This is a genomic window from Caulobacter endophyticus, assembly GCF_029543245.1.
Taxonomy (GTDB): domain Bacteria; phylum Pseudomonadota; class Alphaproteobacteria; order Caulobacterales; family Caulobacteraceae; genus Caulobacter; species Caulobacter endophyticus_A.
The window spans coordinates 1-19,543 of record NZ_JARQWV010000022.1; the positions used below are offsets into that span (position 1 = coordinate 1).

The following is a 19,543-nucleotide window of genomic DNA, read 5'->3' on the forward strand; positions in this document are numbered from 1 at the left end:
CTCCCCCCGGCCCCGCCCCCGCCCCCCCCCCCTCCCGGGGGGGGGGGCCCCCGCGCCCCGGCGGCGCGCCCCCGAGACTGGGCGCCGTGCCGGCCGTCGCCCCCTCCGTCACGCTGCGTATCCGCAGCGCGCCACCTCCCCCGTTTCTCGGGGGAGGAGTTGGCTCTCCGATCACCCAAGGGCCTCTACGGATTTGAAACCCAGGCTGCCCAGGCGTAAACCGGCCGCATGAACGCGCACGTCTCCCCCGAATCCGCCGCGCCGGCCGCCTCCGCCGACGAAACCTGGACCGTCGCCGGCCGCACCTTCCGCTCGCGCCTGATCGTGGGCACGGGCAAGTACAAGGACTATGCGACCAACGCCGCCGCCGCCCGCGCGGCCGGGGCCGAGATCGTCACCGTGGCCGTGCGCCGCGTGAACCTGACCGATCCGAGCCAGCCGCTGCTGGTCGACTACATCAAGCCGACCGAATTCACCTACCTGCCCAACACGGCGGGCTGCTTCACCGGCGAGGACGCCGTGCGCACCCTGCGCCTGGCCCGCGAGGCCGGCGGCTGGGACCTGGTCAAGCTGGAGGTCCTGTCGGACCCCAAGACCCTGTTCCCGGACATGGAAGAGACCCTGCGCTCGCTGAAGCTGCTGGTCGCCGACGGCTTCCAGGTGATGGTCTACTGCTCGGACGATCCGGTCTACGCCAGGAAGCTGGAAGAGGCCGGCGCGGTGGCGGTCATGCCGCTGGGCGCGCCGATCGGCTCGGGCCTGGGCATCCAGAACCGCGTCAACCTGCGGATCATCGTCGAGAACGCCAAGGTCCCGGTGCTGGTCGACGCCGGCGTCGGCACGGCCTCGGACGCGGCCATCGGCATGGAGCTGGGCTGCGACGCCATCCTGATGAACACCGCCATCGCCGAGGCCAAGGACCCGATCCGCATGGCCAAGGCCATGAAGCATGCGGTGATCGCCGGCCGCGAGGCGTACCTGGCCGGGCGGATGCAGAAGCGGCTCTATGCCGATCCGAGCTCGCCGCTGGCGGGGCTGATCTAGCGATCAAATACCCTCTCCCTGTGGGAGAGGTGTCGCCGCAGGCGACGGAGAGGGGAGTGGCTGGGAAATCGGCCGGTTCAACACCAGCTGAAAACGGCCCCTCTCCGTCCGCTTTGCGGACACCTCCCCCAGAGGGGGAGGATCTTCCGTGCTAGGCCTTGAAGTCGACCAGCACGCCCTTCTTTTCCTCGGCCTGCTGGGTGACCTCGTCCTTGATCATCTGCTTGATCTTGGCTTCCAGCTTTTCACGTTCCTTGGGGTCCATCGCAGCGACCTCTTCCTCGGTGACGCCGAGCTTGCCGAGGATGGCCGCCCGCATCTTCTCGGCGGGCGACTTGGCGGCGTAGTCGTAGAGTTCCTGACGGGCCGAGCCGTCGCTGACGCCCGAGAATGCCGGGGCGAAGGTCGAGGTGGCCCCGTCGACGCGGCTGGCCGCGTTCGCCGACATGGTCGCCCAGGGATTGGAACCGGAGATAAGCATGTGAACTCCCGCCGCTGATCTGGCGGGAGGTGCAAAGCAAACGCCGTGCAAGCAGGGCTGGCACGGCGGTTTCCAAAGATATCAACATGTTGCGACTTCGTGTCGCGGGGCGGCCCGGCGGAGCGCGGCAAAGCTTGCCGCGCCGTTTCAACCGCCGGGCGATCCTTGCCGCCCGGTCGGCCGGGGCGTCAGCCCTTCTTCTTGGCCGCGATGCGGGCTTCCTCGATGGCCAGTTTCAGGGCCTGCATGTCGGCGCCGGGGATCATCTTGTCGCCGACGACGAAGGCTGGGGTGCCTTCGATGTGCAGCGCCTGGGCCAGGCCCTGGACGTCCTGCAGCTGCTGGGTGACGGCGGCGCTGGCGCCGTCGGCGCGGGCCTTCTCGACGTCGACGCCCGCGGCCTTGGCTATGCGGGCGATGGCGGCTTCGTCGAGGCTCTTCTCGGCCATCATGCCCTTGTAGACGGGTAGGGTCTTGCCCTGGGCCTGGGCGCCGATGGCCATGCGTGCGGCCAGTTCGGACTCGCGGCCGAAGATCACGAACTCCTTGAAGACGAAGCGGATGTCGGGGTTCTTCTCGATGATCTCGACCACCTGCGGCGCGGCGATCTTGCAGTAGCCGCACTTGTAGTCGAAGAACTCGGTGACGGTGATCGTGCCGTTGGGGTTGGCCACGAAGTCGCGCGGATCGCGCTCGATGGCCTGGCGATGCTTGGCGATCGCGCCCTGCGACTTGGAGGCGGCCTGGGCCAGCTGCTTTTCCTGCAGCTTGGCGCTGACCTCGATCAGAATCTCGGGGTTCTCCAGCAGATAGGCGCGGACCTTCTTGCCGAATTCCTCGTCGCTCTTGGGCTGGCTGCAGGCGGCCATGCCGGTCGTCAGGACGAGGGCGGCGGCGGCCAGGGCGAGGGGACGGCGAAGGGGCATTCGGATCTCGGTCTCAGGGGGAATCGGCGATCAGGGATTGGACGCCGTCAGGCCTTCCTTGGCCAGGGCCTTGAGGTCCTGGTCGCTGGGGCGGGAGGCCAGGACGATATCGGTGGCGCGGCGCCAGTCGGGCGTGTCCTTCTTCAGCAGCTCGCGGGCGCGCATGGCGAACACGCGGGCTTCCTGAACGGCGCCCAGGTTGAAGTACTGCTCAGCCGTGGCCAGACGGGCCTCGCCGTCCTTGCCCTGCTTGTCGTAGGCCTGGGCCAGGAGGCGCCAGGCGACGGCGTTGTCGCCCTCGTTGACCAGGGCGCGCTTCAGCTCGCCGATGCCTTCCTCGATCTTCTTGGGGTCGTCGAGGCCGATCAGGGTCTGGCCGAGGTTGATGCGCAGCAGGGCCGCGTCGGGCTTGAGCGCCACCGAGCGGCGCTGGGGCTCCTCGGCTTGAGCCACGCGGTTGAACTCGAACAGGATCTGGCCCTTGAGCTCCCAGAGATAGGGATTCTTGTCGTTCTCGGCGATCAGGTCATCGAGGATCTTCAGGGCCCGGTCGGGCTCCTTCATCTGGTAGTAGGCGATAGAGCGCGCATAGCGGGCCGGGAAGCTGCGGTCGGTCTCGCGGTACTTGATCAGGGCCGTCTGGGGATTGATGAACCCCTCCAGCTTGGCCTTCATGATCTCGTGCTCGGCCAGTTCGTCGGGGCTGTCGACGGCGTCGTAGTGCGGCAGGCGCTCGACCTTGGCCCGCAGGGCCTCGATGCGGTCGGACGACAGCGGGTGGCTGCGGAAATACGCAAAGCGCCGCGACTGGTCGAAGACCTCCTGGTAGCGGAAGTTGTCGAAGAACTCGACGAGGCCGCGGCCCGACTGGCCGGTGGCCTCCAGGAAGTTGGCGCCGGCCTGGTCGGCGCGGGACTCCTGCTCGCGGCTGTAGCCCAGCGCGCCCAGAGTGCCAAAGTAGCTGGCGTTGCCCATCAGCACCGCGCCGGCGTCGGGCGCGCCGGCGAGCGCCGCCAGGACGCCCAGGCCCATCGTCAGGATCATCGGCTTGAGGCCGGCCTTCATCATCTCGTCGGAGCGCAGCGGGTGGGCGCCTGCGAGGTGGCCGGTTTCGTGGGCGATGACGCCCTTGAGCTGGTTGGGGGTCTCGGTCTGCAGGATCAGGCCGGTGTTGAGGCCCATCATCAGGCCTTGGGTCGCGAAGGCGTTCAGTTCCTTGTCGCCGACCAGCAGGATGCGGACCGTCTTGGGGTCCAGGCCAGCCGCCGCGTAGATCGGGTCGGAATCGCGGTGCAGGATCTCTTCGATCTCGGTGTCGCGGATCAGCGACAGGCCTTGCGCCTGGGCCGCGATCGGGGCCGCCACGGAGGCCAGCAGCGCCAGGGCGGAAAGGCCGGCGCCGAACGTCTTGCCGACGGTCCTCTTGCGGGACGTCATCGATGGTCTCCTGGTCGCGCCCCCACGCCGTACGGCAGTCTAGCGCGCTTGAATCCGCACTGGCGAGGCTTGTCTTCGGAGGGATATAGGCGCGAACCGCGGCGACGCCATGGCGCCGCCGCGGTCCTTGCCGGCTGGATCAGCCGCGACGCCACCAGCCGCGCTTGGGCGTGGGGGGCGGGGCGCCGATCTCGTTCGGGTCGGGCTCGGCCGGAACCGGCGCGGGCTCGGCTTCGGCGACCGTCTCGACGACGGCCTCGACCACCGGCTCGGGAGCCGGTTCCGGAGCGATCTCGACGTCGGCCGCAACGATCGGCGCGGTCTCGGCGACCACCTCGGCCAGGGCCTGGGCCGGTTCGGCGGCGGCTTCGATGGCTTCGGCCGTCTCGGCCTGGGCGGCCTCGACCTCGGTCTCGGCGGCGGCCTTGCGGCCACGGCTGCGCGAGCGGCGCGGCTTCTTGGCCGGGGCGGCCTCTTCCTGCGTCGGCAGCTCGACCCAGACGTCGGCGGGCGGGCCTTCGATCACCGGCGGCTCGAGCACCAGCGGGGCGACGTCTTCGACCACGACCGGCGCGATCGGGGTCTCGGCGGCCGGCTGGCGGTCACGACCGCCGCGACGGCGCTCGCGACGCTCCGAGCGCTCGGGACGCTCGCCGCGTTCCGGACGCTCGGCGGCCTCGGGGCGTTCCTGGCGTTCGGGACGCTCGGCGCGGTCCTGGCGCTCGCCGCGGTCGCGACGGCCTTCGCCGCCACGGGCATCGAGGGCTTCCGGATCGTGCCAGACATAGGGGTTGTCGCCGAACGGAACGCGCGGACGGTTCCAGACATAGACGTCGGCGGCGCGATCGCCGTCCTCGCGACCCCCGCGGCGACCGCCGCGGCGGCCACGGCGGCGACGGCGGCGGCGCGAGTCCTCGTCGTCGCCGTCGCCTTCAGCGTCGAACTCGGCGCCTTCAGCGTCATCGGCGGCTTCGTCGGAGACTTCCTCGTCGCGACGGCCGCGACGGCGGCGCTTGTTGCGGCGACCGCCGCGATCGTCGTCCGAGCGGGCCTTGCGGGGCGCCTCGTCCTCGTCTTCGTCCTCGTCGCCGTCTTCGGCGATGATTTCTTCTTCCTCGTCTTCGTCCTCGTCGTCGAAGACGTCGTCGAACACCGGATCGGGCTCGTAGGCGATGGCCGGCGGCGCAATGCGCTCGCCAAGCTCGGTGCGCTCGATCTCGTGCTCGGCCTGGCGCAGGCCGTCGTCGACCAGCACCGTGACGAACACGCCGTGGTTCAGCTGCAGGCGCTGCAGGTAGCCGCGCTTTTCGTTGAGGATGTAGATGCCGACGGCGCGGCTGACCTTGAGCGTGACGGCGCCGCTGCCCTTGAGGGCTTCGGCCTCGACGCCGCGCAGGGCGGCCAGGGCGCTGGACTCGACCGAGCGGACGCGGCCGGTGCCTTCGCAGTGCTCGCAGACGTGGGTGGTGCCTTCCAGGACGCCGGTGCGGCGGCGCTGGCGGCTGATCTCCATCAGGCCGAAGCCCGAGATCTTGCCCATCTGGATGCGGGCGCGGTCGTCCTTGAGGGCGTCCTTGAGGACCTTCTCGACCGTGCGGTTGTTCTTGGCTTCATCCATGTCGATGAAGTCGATGACGATCAGGCCGGCCAGGTCGCGCAGGCGCAGTTGGCGAGCGGCTTCCTCAGCCGCCTCGATGTTGGTCTTGAGGGCCGTGGCCTCGATGTTGCGCTCGCGCGTGGCCTTGCCTGAGTTGACGTCGATGGCGACGAGGGCCTCGGTCTGGTTGATCACCAGATAGCCGCCCGAACGCAGCGGAACGACCGGCGAGTAGATCTGCGCCAGGTGGTCCTCGATGCGGTTCTTGACGAACAGCGGCGTGGCTTCGCGGTACGGGAAGACCTTCTTGGCCTGGCTGGGCATCAGCATGCGCATGAAGTCGCGCGCTTCGCGGTAGCCGGCCTCGCCCTCGACCCAGATGCCGTCGAGGTCCTTGTCGTACATGTCGCGGATGGCGCGTTTGACGAGGTCTTCTTCCTCGTAGATCAGCGCCGGGGCGACCGAGTGCAGCGTGTTGTCGCGGATGTTCTCCCACAGACGCAGCAGGTATTCGTAGTCGCGCTTGACCTCGGCCTTGGTGCGCTTGGCGCCGGCCGTGCGGACGATCAGGCCCATGCCCTGCGGCACGTCCAGGCTTTGCACCACGCTCTTGAGGCGCTTGCGGTCGGTCACGGCCGTGATCTTGCGGCTGATGCCGCCGCCGCGGGCGGTGTTGGGCATCAGGACGCCGTAGCGGCCGGCCAGCGACAGATAGGTGGTGAGGGCCGCGCCCTTGTTGCCGCGCTCTTCCTTGACGACCTGAACCAGCATGATCTGCCGGCGGCGGATCACTTCCTGGATCTTGTACTTGCGCATCAGGCGGCGCTTGCGGCGCGCCAGTTCCTCTTCGACGTCGTCTTCGTCGTCGTCGATGGCGTGATCGTTGGCGTCGTCCTCGTCCTCGCCGCCGGTGGCGCGGCGCGAAACGGGGGTGTCGTCCTCGTCGTCATGCGAATCATCGCGCATCAGCGCTTCGCGGTCGGCGACCGGGATCTGGTAGTAGTCCGGATGGATCTCGTTGAAGGCGAGGAAACCGTGGCGGTTGCCGCCGTACTCGATGAACGCAGCCTGGAGGCTGGGTTCAACGCGGGTCACCTTGGCGAGATAGATATTTCCACGAAGTTGTTTGCGGGTCTGGCTCTCGAAATCGAATTCTTCAACCCGCGAACCGTCCACGACCACCACACGCGTCTCTTCGGCGTGGGCGGCGTCGATCAACATCTTCTTCGACATACAGGGAATCTCCACGGCGCGCGGCGGGCGCGAGGCCCGGGCGCCGATATGAAAGGAGGGCGCGCGCGTCGCAGACCGCGACTTCGCCGGAGCGAAGTTCGAAGGGCGGTTGCCAGAGGCGATCGGGTGCGGCGCAGCCCATGGGGTTTCGTTTGTTTCCTTTGACGCGCCGGGTGGCGCGGATCGGATGACGCGTCGTCGCCGGGAACGGCCAGGGCCCGACGCGGGCCCTTTTGGGCTTTGGCCGTCGAGACATCCGCCCCGCGCCGACCATCGCCCGCAAACTCCAAAGTCCGGCGGTCCGGCATGAGGGGCGCTATGGACGCGCCCGACATTTGGGAACCGCTCACGCAAAGCGCCATGTCTGACGACGTCGCTCCGCGCACGGCGCCACTTTAGCAACATCGGAAGACAAATGAAAAGCGCCGTGGAGCAACCGATGAAATTGATGAAGTCGACGGTTTCCTTAACGGTTTCTCTACCGGCCCCGGGCGATATCCGTCATTGGTTTTTCAGGTAACGCCATTGGCTGGGCGGTAATGCGTAAAGTCGTCATCGGAGCAGCGAGAACGGGTTGGGCGAAGGCGGCCTTGATCGTCGGCGCGCTGGCGCTCGCCGGTGTGGCCGTCGCGACCGTTCAAGGCCCCGCGCCGGCCGCAGGCGTGCAGAAGGTCCGCTTCGGCGGCGACCGCGCCGAGACCCGAGTCGTCATCGACCTGGATCGCGCGGCGGTGGGCAAGCTGATCGGCGACGGCGCCGCGGCCAGCCGAGTCGTGGTGGGCCTGCCCAATGTGACGGTTTCGGGCGATCTTCAGGGCGCGGGCCATGGCCTGGTCGACCGCTGGGTGATCGACGAAGCCGCCGGCGGCGCACGTCTGTCGCTGGACCTTTCCTCCAAGGCCGTGGTCAAGCGCCGCTTCCTGCTGCCGCCGGCCGACGGCGCCACCGCCTTCCGCTATGTGATCGACCTGGCCGCCGCCGATCCGGCCTCGGCCGGCGCGTCGGTGATGCGCCCGACCACCGTCTCGACCCCGGCCAAGCCCGCGACGCTGAAGCTGAAGAAGACGATCGTCATCGACGCCGGCCACGGCGGCAAGGACCCCGGCTCGGCCGGCGCCAACACCAACGAGAAGGACGTCACCCTGGCCGCGGCCAAGGCGCTGAAGGCCAAGCTGGAGAAGTCCGGCCGCTTCATCGTCGTGCTGACCCGGGACACCGACACCTTCATCCCGCTGGAATCGCGCGTGCAGATCGCCCGCCGGTCGGACGCGGACCTGTTCATCTCGCTGCACGCCGACTCGGGGCCCGATGTCGGCACCCGCGGCGCCAGCGTCTACACCCTGTCGGAAAAGGGCGCCGAGCGCGCCGCCCGGGTGCTGGAGAAGGACGACTGGCTGATGAAGGCCAGCCTGCCTGGCCGCGACCGCGCCGTGGGCCAGATCCTGCTGGACCTGTCGCAGCGCGCCACCAAGAACCGTTCGGCCGCCTTCGCCGAAACCCTGCTGGAAAAGGTCGGCGACGAGACCGTGCTGCTGCGCCGCAGCCACCGCGACGCCGGCTTCATCGTGCTTCTGGCGCCGGACGTGCCGGCGGTGCTCCTCGAAATGGGCTTCATGACCAATGCCGAGGACGAGAAGCTGCTGAAGAGCCCGGCGGGCCGCGAGCGGCTGATGAACGCCGTGGCCAGCTCGATCGAAACCTACTTCGCGGCCCAGACCCGGATCAGCGCTCGCTGACCCTTGGATGGGGCAGGGGCGTTGGCGCCTCGCCCGATGCGGGTTACAGCCATCCTCTGGATGATTTGAACGTGCGCGCGTTGCGCCGTTCGACGGAGGCCGTGTGGACTTGAAGCCCGCCGAAAGATGGATCGCCATAGCCGGCGTCGCGGTGCTGTCGACGATCGCGGTGGCGGGTTTCGCCATCGCCATCTATGCCGCGTGGCTGTTCCACGACATGCCCGACGCCGGCGAGCTGCAGGACTATCGTCCGCCGACGGCGACGCGCGTCTATGCCTGGGACGGCACCCTGATCGGCGAGTACTCCAAGGAACGCCGGATCTTCGTGCCCTACGACCAGATCCCGCCGCAGCTGGCCCAGGCCTTCATGGCCGCCGAGGACCGCAACTTCTTCAAGCACGGCGGCGTCGACGTGGGCGGCTTTTCGCGCGCCATGCTCAAGAACGTCGGCAACGCCATGCGCGGCCGCCGCCTGGAAGGCGGCTCGACCATCACCCAGCAGGTGGCCAAGAACGTCCTGCTGACCAGCGACGCCACCGTCGGCCGCAAGTTCAAGGAAGCGATCCTGGCGCGGCGCCTGGAGCAGTCGCTCGACAAGCAGCAGATCCTCGAGCTGTACCTCAACGAAATCTGGCTGGGCTACCGCTCGTTCGGCGTCGGCTCGGCGGCCTACAACTATTTCGGCAAGTCGCTGCCCGAGCTGAGCCTGTCGGAAGCCGCCTATCTGGCGGCCCTGCCCAAGGGGCCGGACAACTACCATCCGATCCGCAACAAGGGCAAAGCCATCGCCCGCCGCAACTGGATCCTCGACCAGATGGCCGACCTGGGCTGGGTCAGCCGCGCCGAGGCCGAGAAGGCCAAGGCCGAGGACCTGGTGGTGCAGCCCGCGCCCAAGCGCGCGGCCTATGCCGACGCCGACTATTTCGTCGAGGAGGTGCGCCAGCGCGGCACCGCCACCCTGGGCGACCGGATCAGCGAGGGCGGCTACTACATGCGCACCACGCTGGATCCGACGTTGCAGACGGCGGCGCGGGCCTCGCTGATGGACGGCCTGGAGAAGTACGACCGCCGCCACGGCTGGCGCGGGGCCTGGGGCCATGTCGAGAGCCTGGACGAGGGCTGGGAGAAGGCCGCGGCCGCCAAGCGTCCGCCGTCGGAGCGTCGGGGCTGGCGCGCGGCCGTGGTCACCTCGGCCGGCGGCGGCGTGCGGCTGGTGAAGGACGAAGGCCAGGGCAGCCTGACCGGCGAGGACATGGCCTGGGCCAAGGCCGGCAAGGGCCTGAAGGTCGGCGACCTGGTGTTCGTCGAGCAGGTGGCCGGAACCTCGTCCTATCGCCTCAAGCAGATCCCGGCCGTGAACGGCGCCCTGGTGGCCATCGAGCCCTATACCGGCCGCGTGGTGGCCCTGGTGGGCGGCTATTCGTTCTCGCTGTCGAACTTCAACCGGGCGACCCAGGCGATGCGCCAGCCCGGCTCGTCGTTCAAGCCGTTCGTCTACGCCACCGCGCTGGAGAACGGCTACACGCCGGCCAGCGTGATCCTGGACAGCGCCATCACCTTCAAGGGCGCCAACGGCCAGGACTGGAGCCCGGAGAACTATGAGAAGAAGTTCTACGGCGCCCTGCCGCTGCGCAAGGGCCTGGAGCGGTCGGTCAACGCCATGACCGTGCGCCTGGCCCAGGGCGTGGGCATGAAGAAGATCATCGAGATGTCCAAGAAGACCGGCGTCACGCGCGACATGGCGCCGGTGCTGGCCATGGCGCTCGGGGCCGGCGAGACGACGCCGTTCAAGATCACCGCGGCCTATGCGCCGTTCGCCAACGGCGGCCGCCGCATCGAGCCGCACCTGATCGAGCTGGTGCAGGACCGCGAGGGCAAGGTGATCTTCCGCGCCGACAAGCGCGACTGCCCGCGCTGCTCGGCCGGCTTCAACGGCGACGAGAGCCCGCGCGTCACCGCGCCGGGCGAGCAGGTGATGGACCCGGTGACGGCCTACCAGATCACCTCGATGCTGCAGGGCGTGGTCCAGCGCGGCACGGCCGCTTCGGTCAGCCAGCTGGGCTATCCGCTGGCCGGCAAGACCGGCACGACCAACGAGTACCGCAGCGCCTGGTTCATCGGCTATTCGCCCGACCTGATCGTCGGCGTGTTCGTCGGCTTCGACGACAACCGCTCGCTGGGGGCCGGCGAAACCGGCTCGCAGGACGCCGTGCCGGTGTTCATCGACTTCATGAAGGTGGCGCTGAAGGACAAGCCCAAGACCGACTTCAAGCCGCCCAAGACCGCCAAGTTCGCCATGGTGCGCGGCATCCGCGAGGCCTTCCGCCCGGGTACGGAGCCCAAGGTCGCCGCGCCGACGCCGACCGGCGGGCCGATCTCCTATGGCGACGCCTGGCCCAACGGCGTGCCGACCGGCCAGCCTTCGCCGTCCGAGCCGCAGCCGCGCCAGCAGCCCAAGGCGCCCGACATCAGCGGGCTCTATTAACCCCGGCGCAGTTGCGCCGACTCCGGGCGCGGGCTATCTCCCGCGCCCTTCACTTTGTGTCACGGAGCTACGTGATGAGACCGGATGTCGAGGCCGCCGCGGCCGACATCGAGCAGTCCGTTGGACTGCTCAGGAGGCGTCTTTGACTGGGATGTCGCCCTTAGAAAACTCGATGAACTGAACGCGCGGGTCGAAGACCCGACGCTGTGGGATCGTCCGACCGAAGCCCAGGCCGTGTCGCGCGAGCGCGCCAACCTGGCCGCCAAGGTCGAAGCCGTGCAAAGCATCGAGCGCGACGTCAAGGACGCGCTCGAATACGCCGAGCTGGCCGACATGGAGTCCGACGAGGATTCCCTGAACGACGCCCGCGCCCAGCTGAAGGCCATCAAGGAACGCGCCGCGCGCGCGGAACTGGAGGCCCTGCTGTCGGGCGAGGCCGACGGCAACGACGCCTATGTCGAAATCAACTCCGGCGCCGGCGGCACCGAGTCGTGCGACTGGGCGGGCATCCTGCTGCGGATGTACACCCGCTGGGCCAACGCCCACGGCATGACGACCGAGCTGGTCGAAGAGACCGACGGCGATCAGGCCGGCATCAAGTCGGCCACGCTGCTGGTCAAGGGTCCCAACGCCTATGGCTGGCTGAAGACCGAGGCCGGGGTGCACCGCCTGGTGCGCATCAGCCCGTATGACAGCAGCGCCCGTCGCCACACCTCGTTCGCCTCGGCCTGGGTCTATCCCGTGATCGACGACACGATCGAGATCGAGATCAACCCGGCCGACGTGCGCACCGACACCTATCGCGCCTCGGGCGCCGGCGGTCAGCACATCAACAAGACCGACTCGGCCGTGCGTCTGACGCACGCCCCGACCGGGATCGTGGTGGCCTGCCAGTCGGGCCGCTCGCAGCACCAGAACCGCGACGAAGCGTGGAAGATGCTGCGCGCGCGCCTCTACGAGGCTGAACTGCAAAAGCGGGAAGCCGCCCAGCAGGCGCTGCACGACCAGAAGACCGACATCGGCTGGGGTCACCAGATCCGGTCGTACGTCCTGCAGCCGTACCAGATGGTCAAGGACCTGCGGACCAACGTCGAGACCTCCGACACCGCCGGCGTGCTAGACGGCGACCTGGACGCCTTCATGGGCGCCTCGCTGGCCCAACGGGTCGGCGCGACCCGGGACGCTTCCGAGGGCTGAGGCCTTTCGGCGACGCCTGAAACGACGAACGCCCCGGAGTGATCCGGGGCGTTTTTCGTTGGGGGTGAATGGGTGCTGAGCGGGCTATTTTCCATCATCCCTCCCCCCTTGATGGGGGAGGGGCAGGGGTGGGGGTGATGCGGCGTCAAACGCGTCGCTGTCGCCAAGTCAGCAGGTCACCCCCATCCCCGACCCTTCCCCCATCAAGGGGGAAGGGGGGAGGCCTTAGCCGACCGGCTTGGCCGTAAGCGTCAGGTCCGCGACCGGAGCCGGCGCGATGGCCACCGGCGCGGCCTGCGGCGGGGCCTGGCGCTGGAACTTCAGGCTGCGGCCCTGGAAGAAGGCGCCGGTTTCCATGGCCAGCTGCTCATGGGTGATGTCGCCGTCGACATAGGCCGTGCCGTAGAGGCGCACCTGCTTGGCGGTGATCGCGCCTACGACGCGGCCGCGGATCTCGACGGCCTCGGCGTAGACGCCGCCCTCGACGTGACCGGTCTCGCCGACGGTCAGGCGGCCGACGCGGACGTCGCCGCGCACCACGCCGTCGATCTGCAGCTCGCCGTCGCCGCTGACGCCGCCCTCGATGGTGATGTCCGAGGAGATCAGCGAGGCCACGCGCGGCGGCGCCTTGCGGACCTGGTCGGCGGGCGCCGCGGCCGGAAGGGGCAGGGGCTCGATCTGGACCGGGGTCTTGGACCCCTTAGCCGGCTTGCTGAACATACTCGCCTGCCTTGAGGAAGCGGTTGGGGTTCTGAGCGCGACCATTGACCCAGACCTCGTAGTGGAGGTGCGGTCCGGTGGAGCGACCGGTGGAGCCCATGGCGCCGACGCGCTGGCCGATCACCACGCGCTGGCCGACGCGCACGGCGATGCCTTGCAGGTGGGCGTAGCGGGTCTTGAAGCCGCCGCCGTGGTCGATCTCGACGGTGTTGCCGTAGCCCGAGCGCACGCCGGTGAACGAGATGACGCCCGGGGCGGTGGCCATGATCGGCGTGTAGAAGGCGCCGGGGAAGTCGAGGCCCGAATGGAAGGCCGGGCGGTGCGTGAACGGGTCGAAGCGCACGCCGTAGCTGCTCGACAGGGCCGGATTGGCGGTCGGGCGGTTGAAGGGCAGGCGCTGGGCCGCGGCGCCGAGGCTGCGCATGTCCGACATGTCGCTGGCGGCGCGGTGGATGCGGGCGGCGAATTCCTCGTCGACGTCCAGCACGGCGGCCAGGGCGCGCGGGTCCTTGGCCTCGATCAGCGGGCCGCCCAGCGAGGCGCCGCGGCCGGTGAAGCTGCCGGCGTCGAGGCCGGCCATGCGCATGGCCAGGCGCAGGCGCTCGGCCCGGCTCTTGGCGAAGCCCTCGGCGGCGTCGATCAGGCGCTCCTGGTCCATGCGGGTGGCCTGGATGCGCTCGACGGGCGAGGCGTCGCCGATGGCGGGCTTGTTGACGGCCAGGGCCTGGGCGGCGCCGGGCGCGCCCTTGAAGTCGCTGACCAGCATGGCCAGGGCCGCGTGACGCTTCTCGACCGACAGGGCCAGCTCGTCGAGCGAGCCGCTGGTGGCCGACAGCTGGGCCACAGCGCTGTTCAGGCGCGCCTGGCGGTCGGCGTTGAGGCGCTCGTAATAGGCCTTCTGCTTGAGCACGACCTGGTCGGTCTGGCTGACCGCCAGGGCGTTGACCAGCATGGCGGCCGTGCAGACGCCCATCCAGAGGGCCGCCGCGCCGACGCCGGCCGCGCAGGCCAGCTGCTTGTTGGTGGAAAGCACGTAGCCGCGCATCTCGCCGCCGGAGCGGACGTACAGATGGCGTTCGGGAAACAGACCTTCGAGGGTCTTACGTAGGCGGTGAAAATGCGCGATCGCCATACCCAGGAAACCCCCCAGTTTTCAAGGTCTGGGGGATATGCAACGAGAAAGCGGAAATGCGCAAGACTCTTCGCACCTGCGAAGGCGCGGATGGCCAAGTTTCGACCATGAACCCTCGTCGATTAACCCGACATGAACGGGCTGGCTACACGCGACACGGGAGAAGTGGCCGAAAAGCGCGGCTTTGCGGCGCCGGCGCCACAGTGGGGCTTGGCTAGCGATTTTCCAGCGTGTGCCAGAGCCGCAGCACGAAGATTGTGCTCTCCGTGAGTTCGTAGCGGAGTTCATAGCCGCCGACGAAGAGCCGACGCACCTCGCGGGGCGTGAACTCCTCCAGGCGTTCGCCAAGCCTTGGGGCATTGAGCAGTCGTCTGGGCGCCGCGACCAGTTCGCGGGTCGTCCGCGCCGCCGCGCGTGGGTTCACTTCGGCCAGAAAGGCATGAAGACGCGTGAGATCGGACGCGGCCTTGCCCGTCCAGACCAGGCGCATCAGCGCGAGGAGGTTTCGCTGTCGAGGCTGTCGGCCCAGGCCTCCATGTCGGCCTGCTCGACCAGGCGGCCGGCGTCGACATCGGCCAGGCCTTCGAGCGTCAGGGTGCGCAAGCGCTCCTCGCGGTCAGCCCAGGCGGCAAGCGCCTCGCCAACGACCGCGTCCTGCGAGCGGTCCTGGCGAACGGCCAGCCGACCGATCTGATCGGCCAGCGGCGCGGGAACTTCGACGGTCAACACCTTGGTGCGCATGGGCGCCTCCGAGCCGAGGCGATGATGGTAATCCAGCAGGGCGCGATTGCTAGCCCTTCAGGCCCTGCGCGGCTTTCAGCACCGCCTTCACGTGGCCCGGCACCTTCACCTTGCGCCAGATCTCGCGGACGACGCCCTCTCGGTCGATCAGGAAGGTCGAGCGGTCGATGCCCATGTACTTGCGGCCGTACATGCTCTTTTCGACCCACGAGCCGTAGGCCTCGACGGTTTCGCCCAGGGTGTCGGAGCCGAGCTCGACGGTCAGGTCGTGCTTCTTGCGGAATTTGCCGTGGCTGGCGGCGCTGTCTTTCGAGACGCCGATCACCACCGCGCCGGCCTTGGCGAACTCCTCGACCTCGGCCGAGAACTGCAGGGCCTGCGAGGTGCAGCCGGTCGTGTCGTCCTTCGGGTAGAAGTAGAGCACGACGTTCTTGCCCTTCAGGCCGGCCAGGCTGACGCGGCCGGTGTCGGTGGGCAGGTCGAAGTCGGGGGCCTTGTCGCCGGGGTTCAGCATCGAACTTTCTCCAACATCACGGGCCCAGCGTCACGGGCGTAGAGCGCATCATCCCGAAACAGCCGCGACCGCCTCGGGATGACGATACTTAGTAGCTTCGCCGTCCGGTTAAACCGGTTTGACGAGCACGATCTTCTTCTTGCCTTGGCTGAGCTTGACCACGCCGTCGATCAGGTCGGCGTTGGTCACCAGGCGGTCGCCGTCCTTTTCCTGGGCGTCATTCAGGCGCAGGCCGCCGCCCTGGGCAAGGCGACGGGCCTCGCCGCGCGAGGCGGTCAGGCCGATGTCGGTGGCCAGCACGGCCAGGGCCACGCCTTCGGCCAGGACCGAGGCGGCCACCTCGACCGTCGGCAGGTCGGCCGACAGCGCGCCCTGTTCGAAGGCCTTCTCGGCGGCGTCGCGGGCGGCCTTGGCGGCGTCCTCGCCGTGGGCCATGCGGGTGGCTTCGTCGGCCAGCATCTTCTTGGCATCGTTGATCTGGGCGCCCGGCAGGGCTTCCAGCTCGGCGATCTTGTCGAGCGGCAGGTCGGTGAACAACTTCAGGAAGCGGCCCACGTCGGCGTCCTCGGTGTTGCGCCAGAACTGCCAGTAGTCGTACGGGCTAAGCTGCTCGGCGTTGAGCCAGACAGCGCCCGACATGGTCTTGCCCATCTTGGCGCCCGAGGCCGTGGCCAGGAGCGGCGTCGTCAGGCCGAAGGCGGCCTTCTGGTCGACGCGGCGGGTCAGCTCGACGCCGTTGAGGATGTTGCCCCACTGGTCCGAGCCGCCCATCTGCAGCACGCAGCCGTACTTGCGGTTCAGCTCCAGGAAGTCGGTGGCCTGCATCAGCATGTAGTTGAATTCGAGGAAGGTCATCGGCTGCTCGCGCTCGAGCCGCAGCTTGACCGAGTCGAAGGCCAGCATCCGGTTGACCGTGAAGTGCACGCCGTAGTCGCGCAGGAACTGCACGTAGCCGAACTTGCTCAGCCACTCGTCGTTGTCGACCATGATGGCGTGGGTGGGCCCGTCGCCGAAGGTCAGGAACCTGGCGAAGACCTGCTTGATGCCGGCGATGTTGGCCTGGATGTCGGCGTCGGAGAGCAGCTTGCGGCTTTCGTCCTTGCCGGTGGGATCGCCGACCTTGGTCGTGCCGCCGCCCATCAGGACGATCGGCTTGTGGCCGGCCTGCTGGAGGCGGCGCAGCATCATGATCTGGATCAGAGAGCCCACATGCAGGCTGGGCGCGGTGGCGTCGAAGCCGATGTAGGCGGTGACCACGCCGCTGGCGGCGGCCGCGTCCAGCTCGTCCGGATGGGTGATCTGGTGGATGTAGCCGCGCGCCTGCAGGGTCTTGAGGAATTCGGACTTGAAGCTCTGCGGCGCGGACATGGCTCGACTCTCTGTATCGCTGGTCCGCGCGTCTAGCACGGGCGGGGCGGTCTGTGGCGAGGGTTTCATCGATAGTCTCCTTGAAGGCTGAGCGCCGGAGACGTCGTCTTGAAGGGAGAGGGACGCATCGCCGGCCAGGTGGCGGTGCGTCGACATGACCGGTCGTTCGCCCGCTAGATCAGCGGGCGGTAATAGGCTCGGGTTTGGAGGGCCTTGGCGGTCATGGGGCCTAGCTACCCGACACGGGGCGTGGCAGTCAACGCAACCATGCGCATTCTCGGATTCATGACCGGCACCTCGCTCGACGCGGTCGACATGGCGGTGCTCGACACCGACGGCGAGGCGATCCAGGGCTTTGGCCCATCGGGCGAACGCAAGCTGCGCGAGGATACCCGCACGCTGCTGCTGGAAACCACCCGTCAGGCCTTGGCCTGGAAGCGCGGTGAGCCCGAGCCCGCGATCTTCGACAAGGCTCGACGGGCGGTGGCCGAGGAGCACTTCCACGCCGCCGAGAGCTTCTTGGCCGAGCACGGCCTGTCGTGGAGCGAGTTCGACCTCTTGGGCGTGCACGGCCAGACGGTGCTGCACGAGCGCCCCAATGCTGAGCGCGTGGGCCGGACGGTGCAGTTGCTCGACGCCGAGCGCCTGGCGGCCCTGAGCGGCCGGCCGGTAGCCTACGACTTCCGCACCGCCGATGTGGCGGCCGGCGGGGAGGGCGCGCCGCTGGCGCCGATCTATCACGAGGCCCGGGCCCGCGCCTCAGGCCTGGCCGCGCCGGTGGCGGCGCTGAACATCGGCGGGGTGGCCAACATCACCCTGATCGGCGCCGACGGAACCCTGCTGGCCTTCGACACCGGCCCCGGCAACGGGATGATCGACCTGATGCTTCAGGAGCGCGGGCTTGGCCGCTTCGACGAGGGCGGCAGGCTTGCGGCGGCGGGGCAGGTGGACGAGGCGGCGCTGAGCAGCCTGCTGGCCAGCGCCTATTTCGCCGCCCCCGCGCCCAAGTCGCTGGACCGCTATGACTTCTCTCTGGAGGCGGTGGCGCACCTGTCGGCGCAGGACGCGGCCGCGACCCTGGTGGCCTTCACCGCGGCGGCCGTGCTCAAGGCCTTCGACAAGAACGACGCCCCGCCCAGCGCCCTGATCGTCTGCGGCGGCGGGCGGCATAACCCTCAGATCATGGCGGCGTTGGCGCAGAGGGTTCCGGCGCCGGTGAAGGCGGCCGAGGACTATGGCTGGCGGGGGGATGCGATCGAGGCCGAGGCGTTCGCGTACCTGGCGGCTCGCACGGCGCGGGGGCTGCCGATCAGTTTCCCGGGCACGACGGGGGTGAAGGCGCCGATGACGGGTGGGCGGATCGTGAGGCCCTAAGATCCTCCCCCTGAAGGGGGAGGTGGCCCGAAGGGCCGGAGGGGGAAGTCCTTTCTGAACTTGGTGAAGCCGCTTGTGGGAGCAGTCACATCCCCCTCCGTCGGCTTCGCCGACACCTCCCCCTTCAGGGGGAGGATCTTTAGTGCAGCTTCAGCCGCCCCGCGACGCGCTGCTGGAGAAGCCGCGCCAGGGCCAGGGTCACGGTCTTGCCGACGCCGAGGATGGCCTTGTGGTGGGCCAGGTGCAGCGAGACGTAGAACCACTTGGCCACCAGGCCCTCGATGAAGAAGTTGGGGCCGCCGAGGCCCCCCATCAGGGCGCCGACGCCCTTGTTTTCGCCCAGCGACACCAGCGAGCCGAAGTCCTTGTAGACATAGGGTTCTTCCACCCGCGCCTGGCGCAGGCGGGCCAGCAGCACCTTGGCCAGATAGCTGGCCTGCTGGTGGGCGGCCTGGGCGCGGGCGGGTACGAGCTTGCCGTCCTTCCACGGGCAGGCGGCGCAGTCGCCCAGGGCCCAGATGCCGGGCGCGGAGGTCTCCAGGTGGTCGTCGACCACGAACTGGTTGAGGCGGTTGGTCTCAAGGCCAAGCTCGACATTGCTGTCGGCGGCCTTCACGCCGGCGGCCCAGACGATCAGGTCGGCGGGGACGTCGCCGACGCTGGTCTCCAGCCGGTCGGGATGGACGGCGATGACCTTGGCGCCGGTGCGCACGCGCACGCCCTTGCGTTCCAGAGCCACGGTCGCCTGGGCCGAGGTCTTTTCGGGCAAACCGCCGAGGATGCGCGGGGCGGCCTCGACGATGGTGATGTCGAGGCGGAAGCGCTGTTCGACGCCCAGGCTTTCCAGAAGCTCGCGATGGGCCTCCAGCAGTTCGGCCGACAGCTCCACGCCCGTGGCGCCGCCGCCGACGATGGCCACCCCCATGGTGCGCTCGGGCGCGAACGAGGCCTTCATGAAGGCGGCCAGCAGGCGGGTGTGGAAGGCCTCGGCGTCCTCAGTGCGTTCCAGCAGGTGGGCGGTCTCGGCCCCCGGCGTGCCGAACAGGTTGGAGCCGCTGCCGATGGCGATCACGCCCCAGGTGAAGGTGATCGAGCGTTCGGGCACCAGCACCGCGCCGTCCTTGGTGGTGATGGCCTTCAGCGTCAGGCGCTTGGCGGCGGGATCCAGGCCCGACAGCTCGCCCAGGTGGAAGCTGAAGTGGTTGGCGCGACCGAGGATCGGGTAGGAGAGGCCTTCCTGGTGAACGTCGAGCGTGCCGGCGGCCACCTCGTGCAGGCTGGGCTTCCAGATGTGGAAGCCTGAGCGGTCGATCAGCAGGATCCGCTCCTTGCCCTGGCGGCGTCCGAGCTTGCGGCCCAGTTGCGCGGCCAGCTCCAGGCCGCCGGCGCCGCCGCCGACGATCACGATGTCATAGTGCATGAACCGGCGATCTCCGCTGATAGCGATAGCTGCGGTCTTAGAACTTTGCGGCGGGACTGTCTCGCAGTTGCGAAGGGGGTGATGGGGATGGGCGGGTTTTCCTGGCCCTCAGTTCCACTTCCCCGAGCTTCCCCGCGA

Annotated in this window: 16 protein-coding genes; 5 read left to right on the forward strand and 11 right to left on the reverse strand. The window is 68.8% G+C overall.

What is annotated here, in order from left to right; all coding sequences use genetic code 11:
- The first annotated feature begins 228 nt into the window (after positions 1-228).
- The gene (locus tag P7A99_RS19295) at positions 229-1,044 is read left to right on the forward strand and encodes a thiazole synthase (protein WP_277795382.1); all 816 of its coding nucleotides are present in this window, start codon (positions 229-231) and stop codon (positions 1,042-1,044) included.
- A gap of 151 nt (positions 1,045-1,195) precedes the next feature.
- On the opposite strand, the gene P7A99_RS19300 is transcribed toward P7A99_RS19295, so the two are convergent.
- The 4 genes from P7A99_RS19300 to P7A99_RS19315 all read right to left on the reverse strand — a co-directional run bounded on the left by P7A99_RS19300 (position 1,196) and on the right by P7A99_RS19315 (position 6,718).
- Complete coding sequence (locus P7A99_RS19300) at positions 1,196-1,525, reverse strand: hypothetical protein (protein ID WP_277795383.1); 330 nt, start codon at positions 1,523-1,525, stop codon at positions 1,196-1,198.
- 188 nt (positions 1,526-1,713) lie between these two features.
- Positions 1,714-2,451 carry a DsbA family protein gene (locus tag P7A99_RS19305; protein ID WP_277795384.1) on the reverse strand — a complete coding sequence of 246 codons (738 nt, stop codon included), beginning with the start codon at positions 2,449-2,451 and terminating at the stop codon, positions 1,714-1,716.
- A gap of 30 nt (positions 2,452-2,481) precedes the next feature.
- On the reverse strand, positions 2,482-3,888 hold the full coding sequence (locus P7A99_RS19310) for a M48 family metalloprotease (RefSeq protein WP_277795385.1): 1,407 nt from the start codon (positions 3,886-3,888) through the stop codon (positions 2,482-2,484).
- 139 nt (positions 3,889-4,027) lie between these two features.
- A complete protein-coding gene (locus P7A99_RS19315) occupies positions 4,028-6,718 on the reverse strand; it encodes an Rne/Rng family ribonuclease (protein WP_277795386.1) in 2,691 nt (896 codons plus the stop codon).
- A gap of 539 nt (positions 6,719-7,257) precedes the next feature.
- On the opposite strand from P7A99_RS19315, the gene P7A99_RS19320 reads away from it, so the two are divergent.
- The 3 genes from P7A99_RS19320 (at position 7,258) to prfB (ending at position 12,136) form a co-directional block, all read left to right on the forward strand.
- A complete protein-coding gene (locus P7A99_RS19320; RefSeq protein ID WP_277795387.1) occupies positions 7,258-8,454 on the forward strand; it encodes an N-acetylmuramoyl-L-alanine amidase family protein in 1,197 nt (398 codons plus the stop codon).
- Between the two features lie 103 nt (positions 8,455-8,557).
- Positions 8,558-10,939, forward strand: coding sequence for a penicillin-binding protein 1A (locus tag P7A99_RS19325; RefSeq protein ID WP_277795388.1), 2,382 nt, complete (start codon positions 8,558-8,560; stop codon positions 10,937-10,939).
- A gap of 74 nt (positions 10,940-11,013) precedes the next feature.
- A protein-coding gene (gene prfB, locus P7A99_RS19330; RefSeq protein ID WP_277795389.1) for a peptide chain release factor 2 occupies positions 11,014-12,136 on the forward strand; the annotation gives its coding sequence in 2 pieces (ribosomal slippage) (positions 11,014-11,082 and positions 11,084-12,136; 1,122 coding nt in all).
- Positions 12,137-12,361: 225 nt separating this feature from the next.
- Here the strand turns inward: prfB and P7A99_RS19335 are convergent.
- The 6 genes from P7A99_RS19335 to tyrS form a co-directional block, all read right to left on the reverse strand.
- Complete coding sequence (locus P7A99_RS19335) at positions 12,362-12,856, reverse strand: bactofilin family protein (protein ID WP_277795390.1); 495 nt, start codon at positions 12,854-12,856, stop codon at positions 12,362-12,364.
- On the reverse strand, positions 12,837-13,988 hold the full coding sequence (locus P7A99_RS19340) for a peptidoglycan DD-metalloendopeptidase family protein (protein ID WP_277795391.1): 1,152 nt from the start codon (positions 13,986-13,988) through the stop codon (positions 12,837-12,839). Before P7A99_RS19340 ends, P7A99_RS19335 begins: the two co-directional genes overlap by 20 nt.
- A 214-nt stretch (positions 13,989-14,202) precedes the next feature.
- Positions 14,203-14,478, reverse strand: a complete 276-nt coding sequence (locus P7A99_RS19345; protein WP_277795392.1) for a type II toxin-antitoxin system RelE/ParE family toxin — start codon at positions 14,476-14,478, stop codon at positions 14,203-14,205.
- Positions 14,478-14,729 carry a CopG family ribbon-helix-helix protein gene (locus P7A99_RS19350; RefSeq protein WP_277795393.1) on the reverse strand — a complete coding sequence of 84 codons (252 nt, stop codon included), beginning with the start codon at positions 14,727-14,729 and terminating at the stop codon, positions 14,478-14,480. The genes P7A99_RS19345 and P7A99_RS19350 overlap by 1 nt, the downstream gene beginning before the upstream one ends.
- A gap of 49 nt (positions 14,730-14,778) precedes the next feature.
- Positions 14,779-15,243 carry a peroxiredoxin gene (locus P7A99_RS19355; protein ID WP_277795394.1) on the reverse strand — a complete coding sequence of 155 codons (465 nt, stop codon included), beginning with the start codon at positions 15,241-15,243 and terminating at the stop codon, positions 14,779-14,781.
- A 108-nt stretch (positions 15,244-15,351) separates the two neighbouring features.
- Positions 15,352-16,680 (reverse strand): tyrosine--tRNA ligase, encoded by a 1,329-nt coding sequence (gene tyrS / locus P7A99_RS19360; protein ID WP_277795395.1) that lies wholly within the window; start codon positions 16,678-16,680, stop codon positions 15,352-15,354.
- Between the two features lie 198 nt (positions 16,681-16,878).
- Here tyrS and P7A99_RS19365 point away from each other — a divergent pair, with 198 nt between their 5' ends.
- Complete coding sequence (locus P7A99_RS19365) at positions 16,879-17,985, forward strand: anhydro-N-acetylmuramic acid kinase (RefSeq protein WP_277795396.1); 1,107 nt, start codon at positions 16,879-16,881, stop codon at positions 17,983-17,985.
- Positions 17,986-18,124: 139 nt separating this feature from the next.
- Here P7A99_RS19365 and P7A99_RS19370 read toward each other — a convergent pair whose 3' ends face one another.
- Complete coding sequence (locus P7A99_RS19370; protein WP_277795397.1) at positions 18,125-19,405, reverse strand: NAD(P)/FAD-dependent oxidoreductase; 1,281 nt, start codon at positions 19,403-19,405, stop codon at positions 18,125-18,127.
- Positions 19,406-19,543: the final 138 nt, after the last annotated feature.

Bases quoted from the DNA above. Each gene is read 5' to 3' on its own strand.
- P7A99_RS19335 (WP_277795390.1), bottom strand. From the start codon at position 12,856: ATGTTCAGCAAGCCGGCTAAGGGGTCCAAGACCCCGGTCCAGATCGAG.
- P7A99_RS19300 (WP_277795383.1), bottom strand. From the start codon at position 1,525: ATGCTTATCTCCGGTTCCAATCCCTGGGCGACCATGTCGGCGAACGCG.
- tyrS (WP_277795395.1), bottom strand. From the start codon at position 16,680: ATGAAACCCTCGCCACAGACCGCCCCGCCCGTGCTAGACGCGCGGACC.
- P7A99_RS19370 (WP_277795397.1), bottom strand. From the start codon at position 19,405: ATGCACTATGACATCGTGATCGTCGGCGGCGGCGCCGGCGGCCTGGAG.
- P7A99_RS19345 (WP_277795392.1), bottom strand. From the start codon at position 14,478: ATGCGCCTGGTCTGGACGGGCAAGGCCGCGTCCGATCTCACGCGTCTT.
- P7A99_RS19350 (WP_277795393.1), bottom strand. From the start codon at position 14,729: ATGCGCACCAAGGTGTTGACCGTCGAAGTTCCCGCGCCGCTGGCCGAT.
- P7A99_RS19355 (WP_277795394.1), bottom strand. From the start codon at position 15,243: ATGCTGAACCCCGGCGACAAGGCCCCCGACTTCGACCTGCCCACCGAC.
- P7A99_RS19310 (WP_277795385.1), bottom strand. From the start codon at position 3,888: ATGACGTCCCGCAAGAGGACCGTCGGCAAGACGTTCGGCGCCGGCCTT.
- P7A99_RS19315 (WP_277795386.1), bottom strand. From the start codon at position 6,718: ATGTCGAAGAAGATGTTGATCGACGCCGCCCACGCCGAAGAGACGCGT.
- P7A99_RS19305 (WP_277795384.1), bottom strand. From the start codon at position 2,451: ATGCCCCTTCGCCGTCCCCTCGCCCTGGCCGCCGCCGCCCTCGTCCTG.
- P7A99_RS19365 (WP_277795396.1), top strand. From the start codon at position 16,879: ATGCGCATTCTCGGATTCATGACCGGCACCTCGCTCGACGCGGTCGAC.
- P7A99_RS19320 (WP_277795387.1), top strand. From the start codon at position 7,258: ATGCGTAAAGTCGTCATCGGAGCAGCGAGAACGGGTTGGGCGAAGGCG.
- P7A99_RS19295 (WP_277795382.1), top strand. From the start codon at position 229: ATGAACGCGCACGTCTCCCCCGAATCCGCCGCGCCGGCCGCCTCCGCC.
- P7A99_RS19340 (WP_277795391.1), bottom strand. From the start codon at position 13,988: ATGGCGATCGCGCATTTTCACCGCCTACGTAAGACCCTCGAAGGTCTG.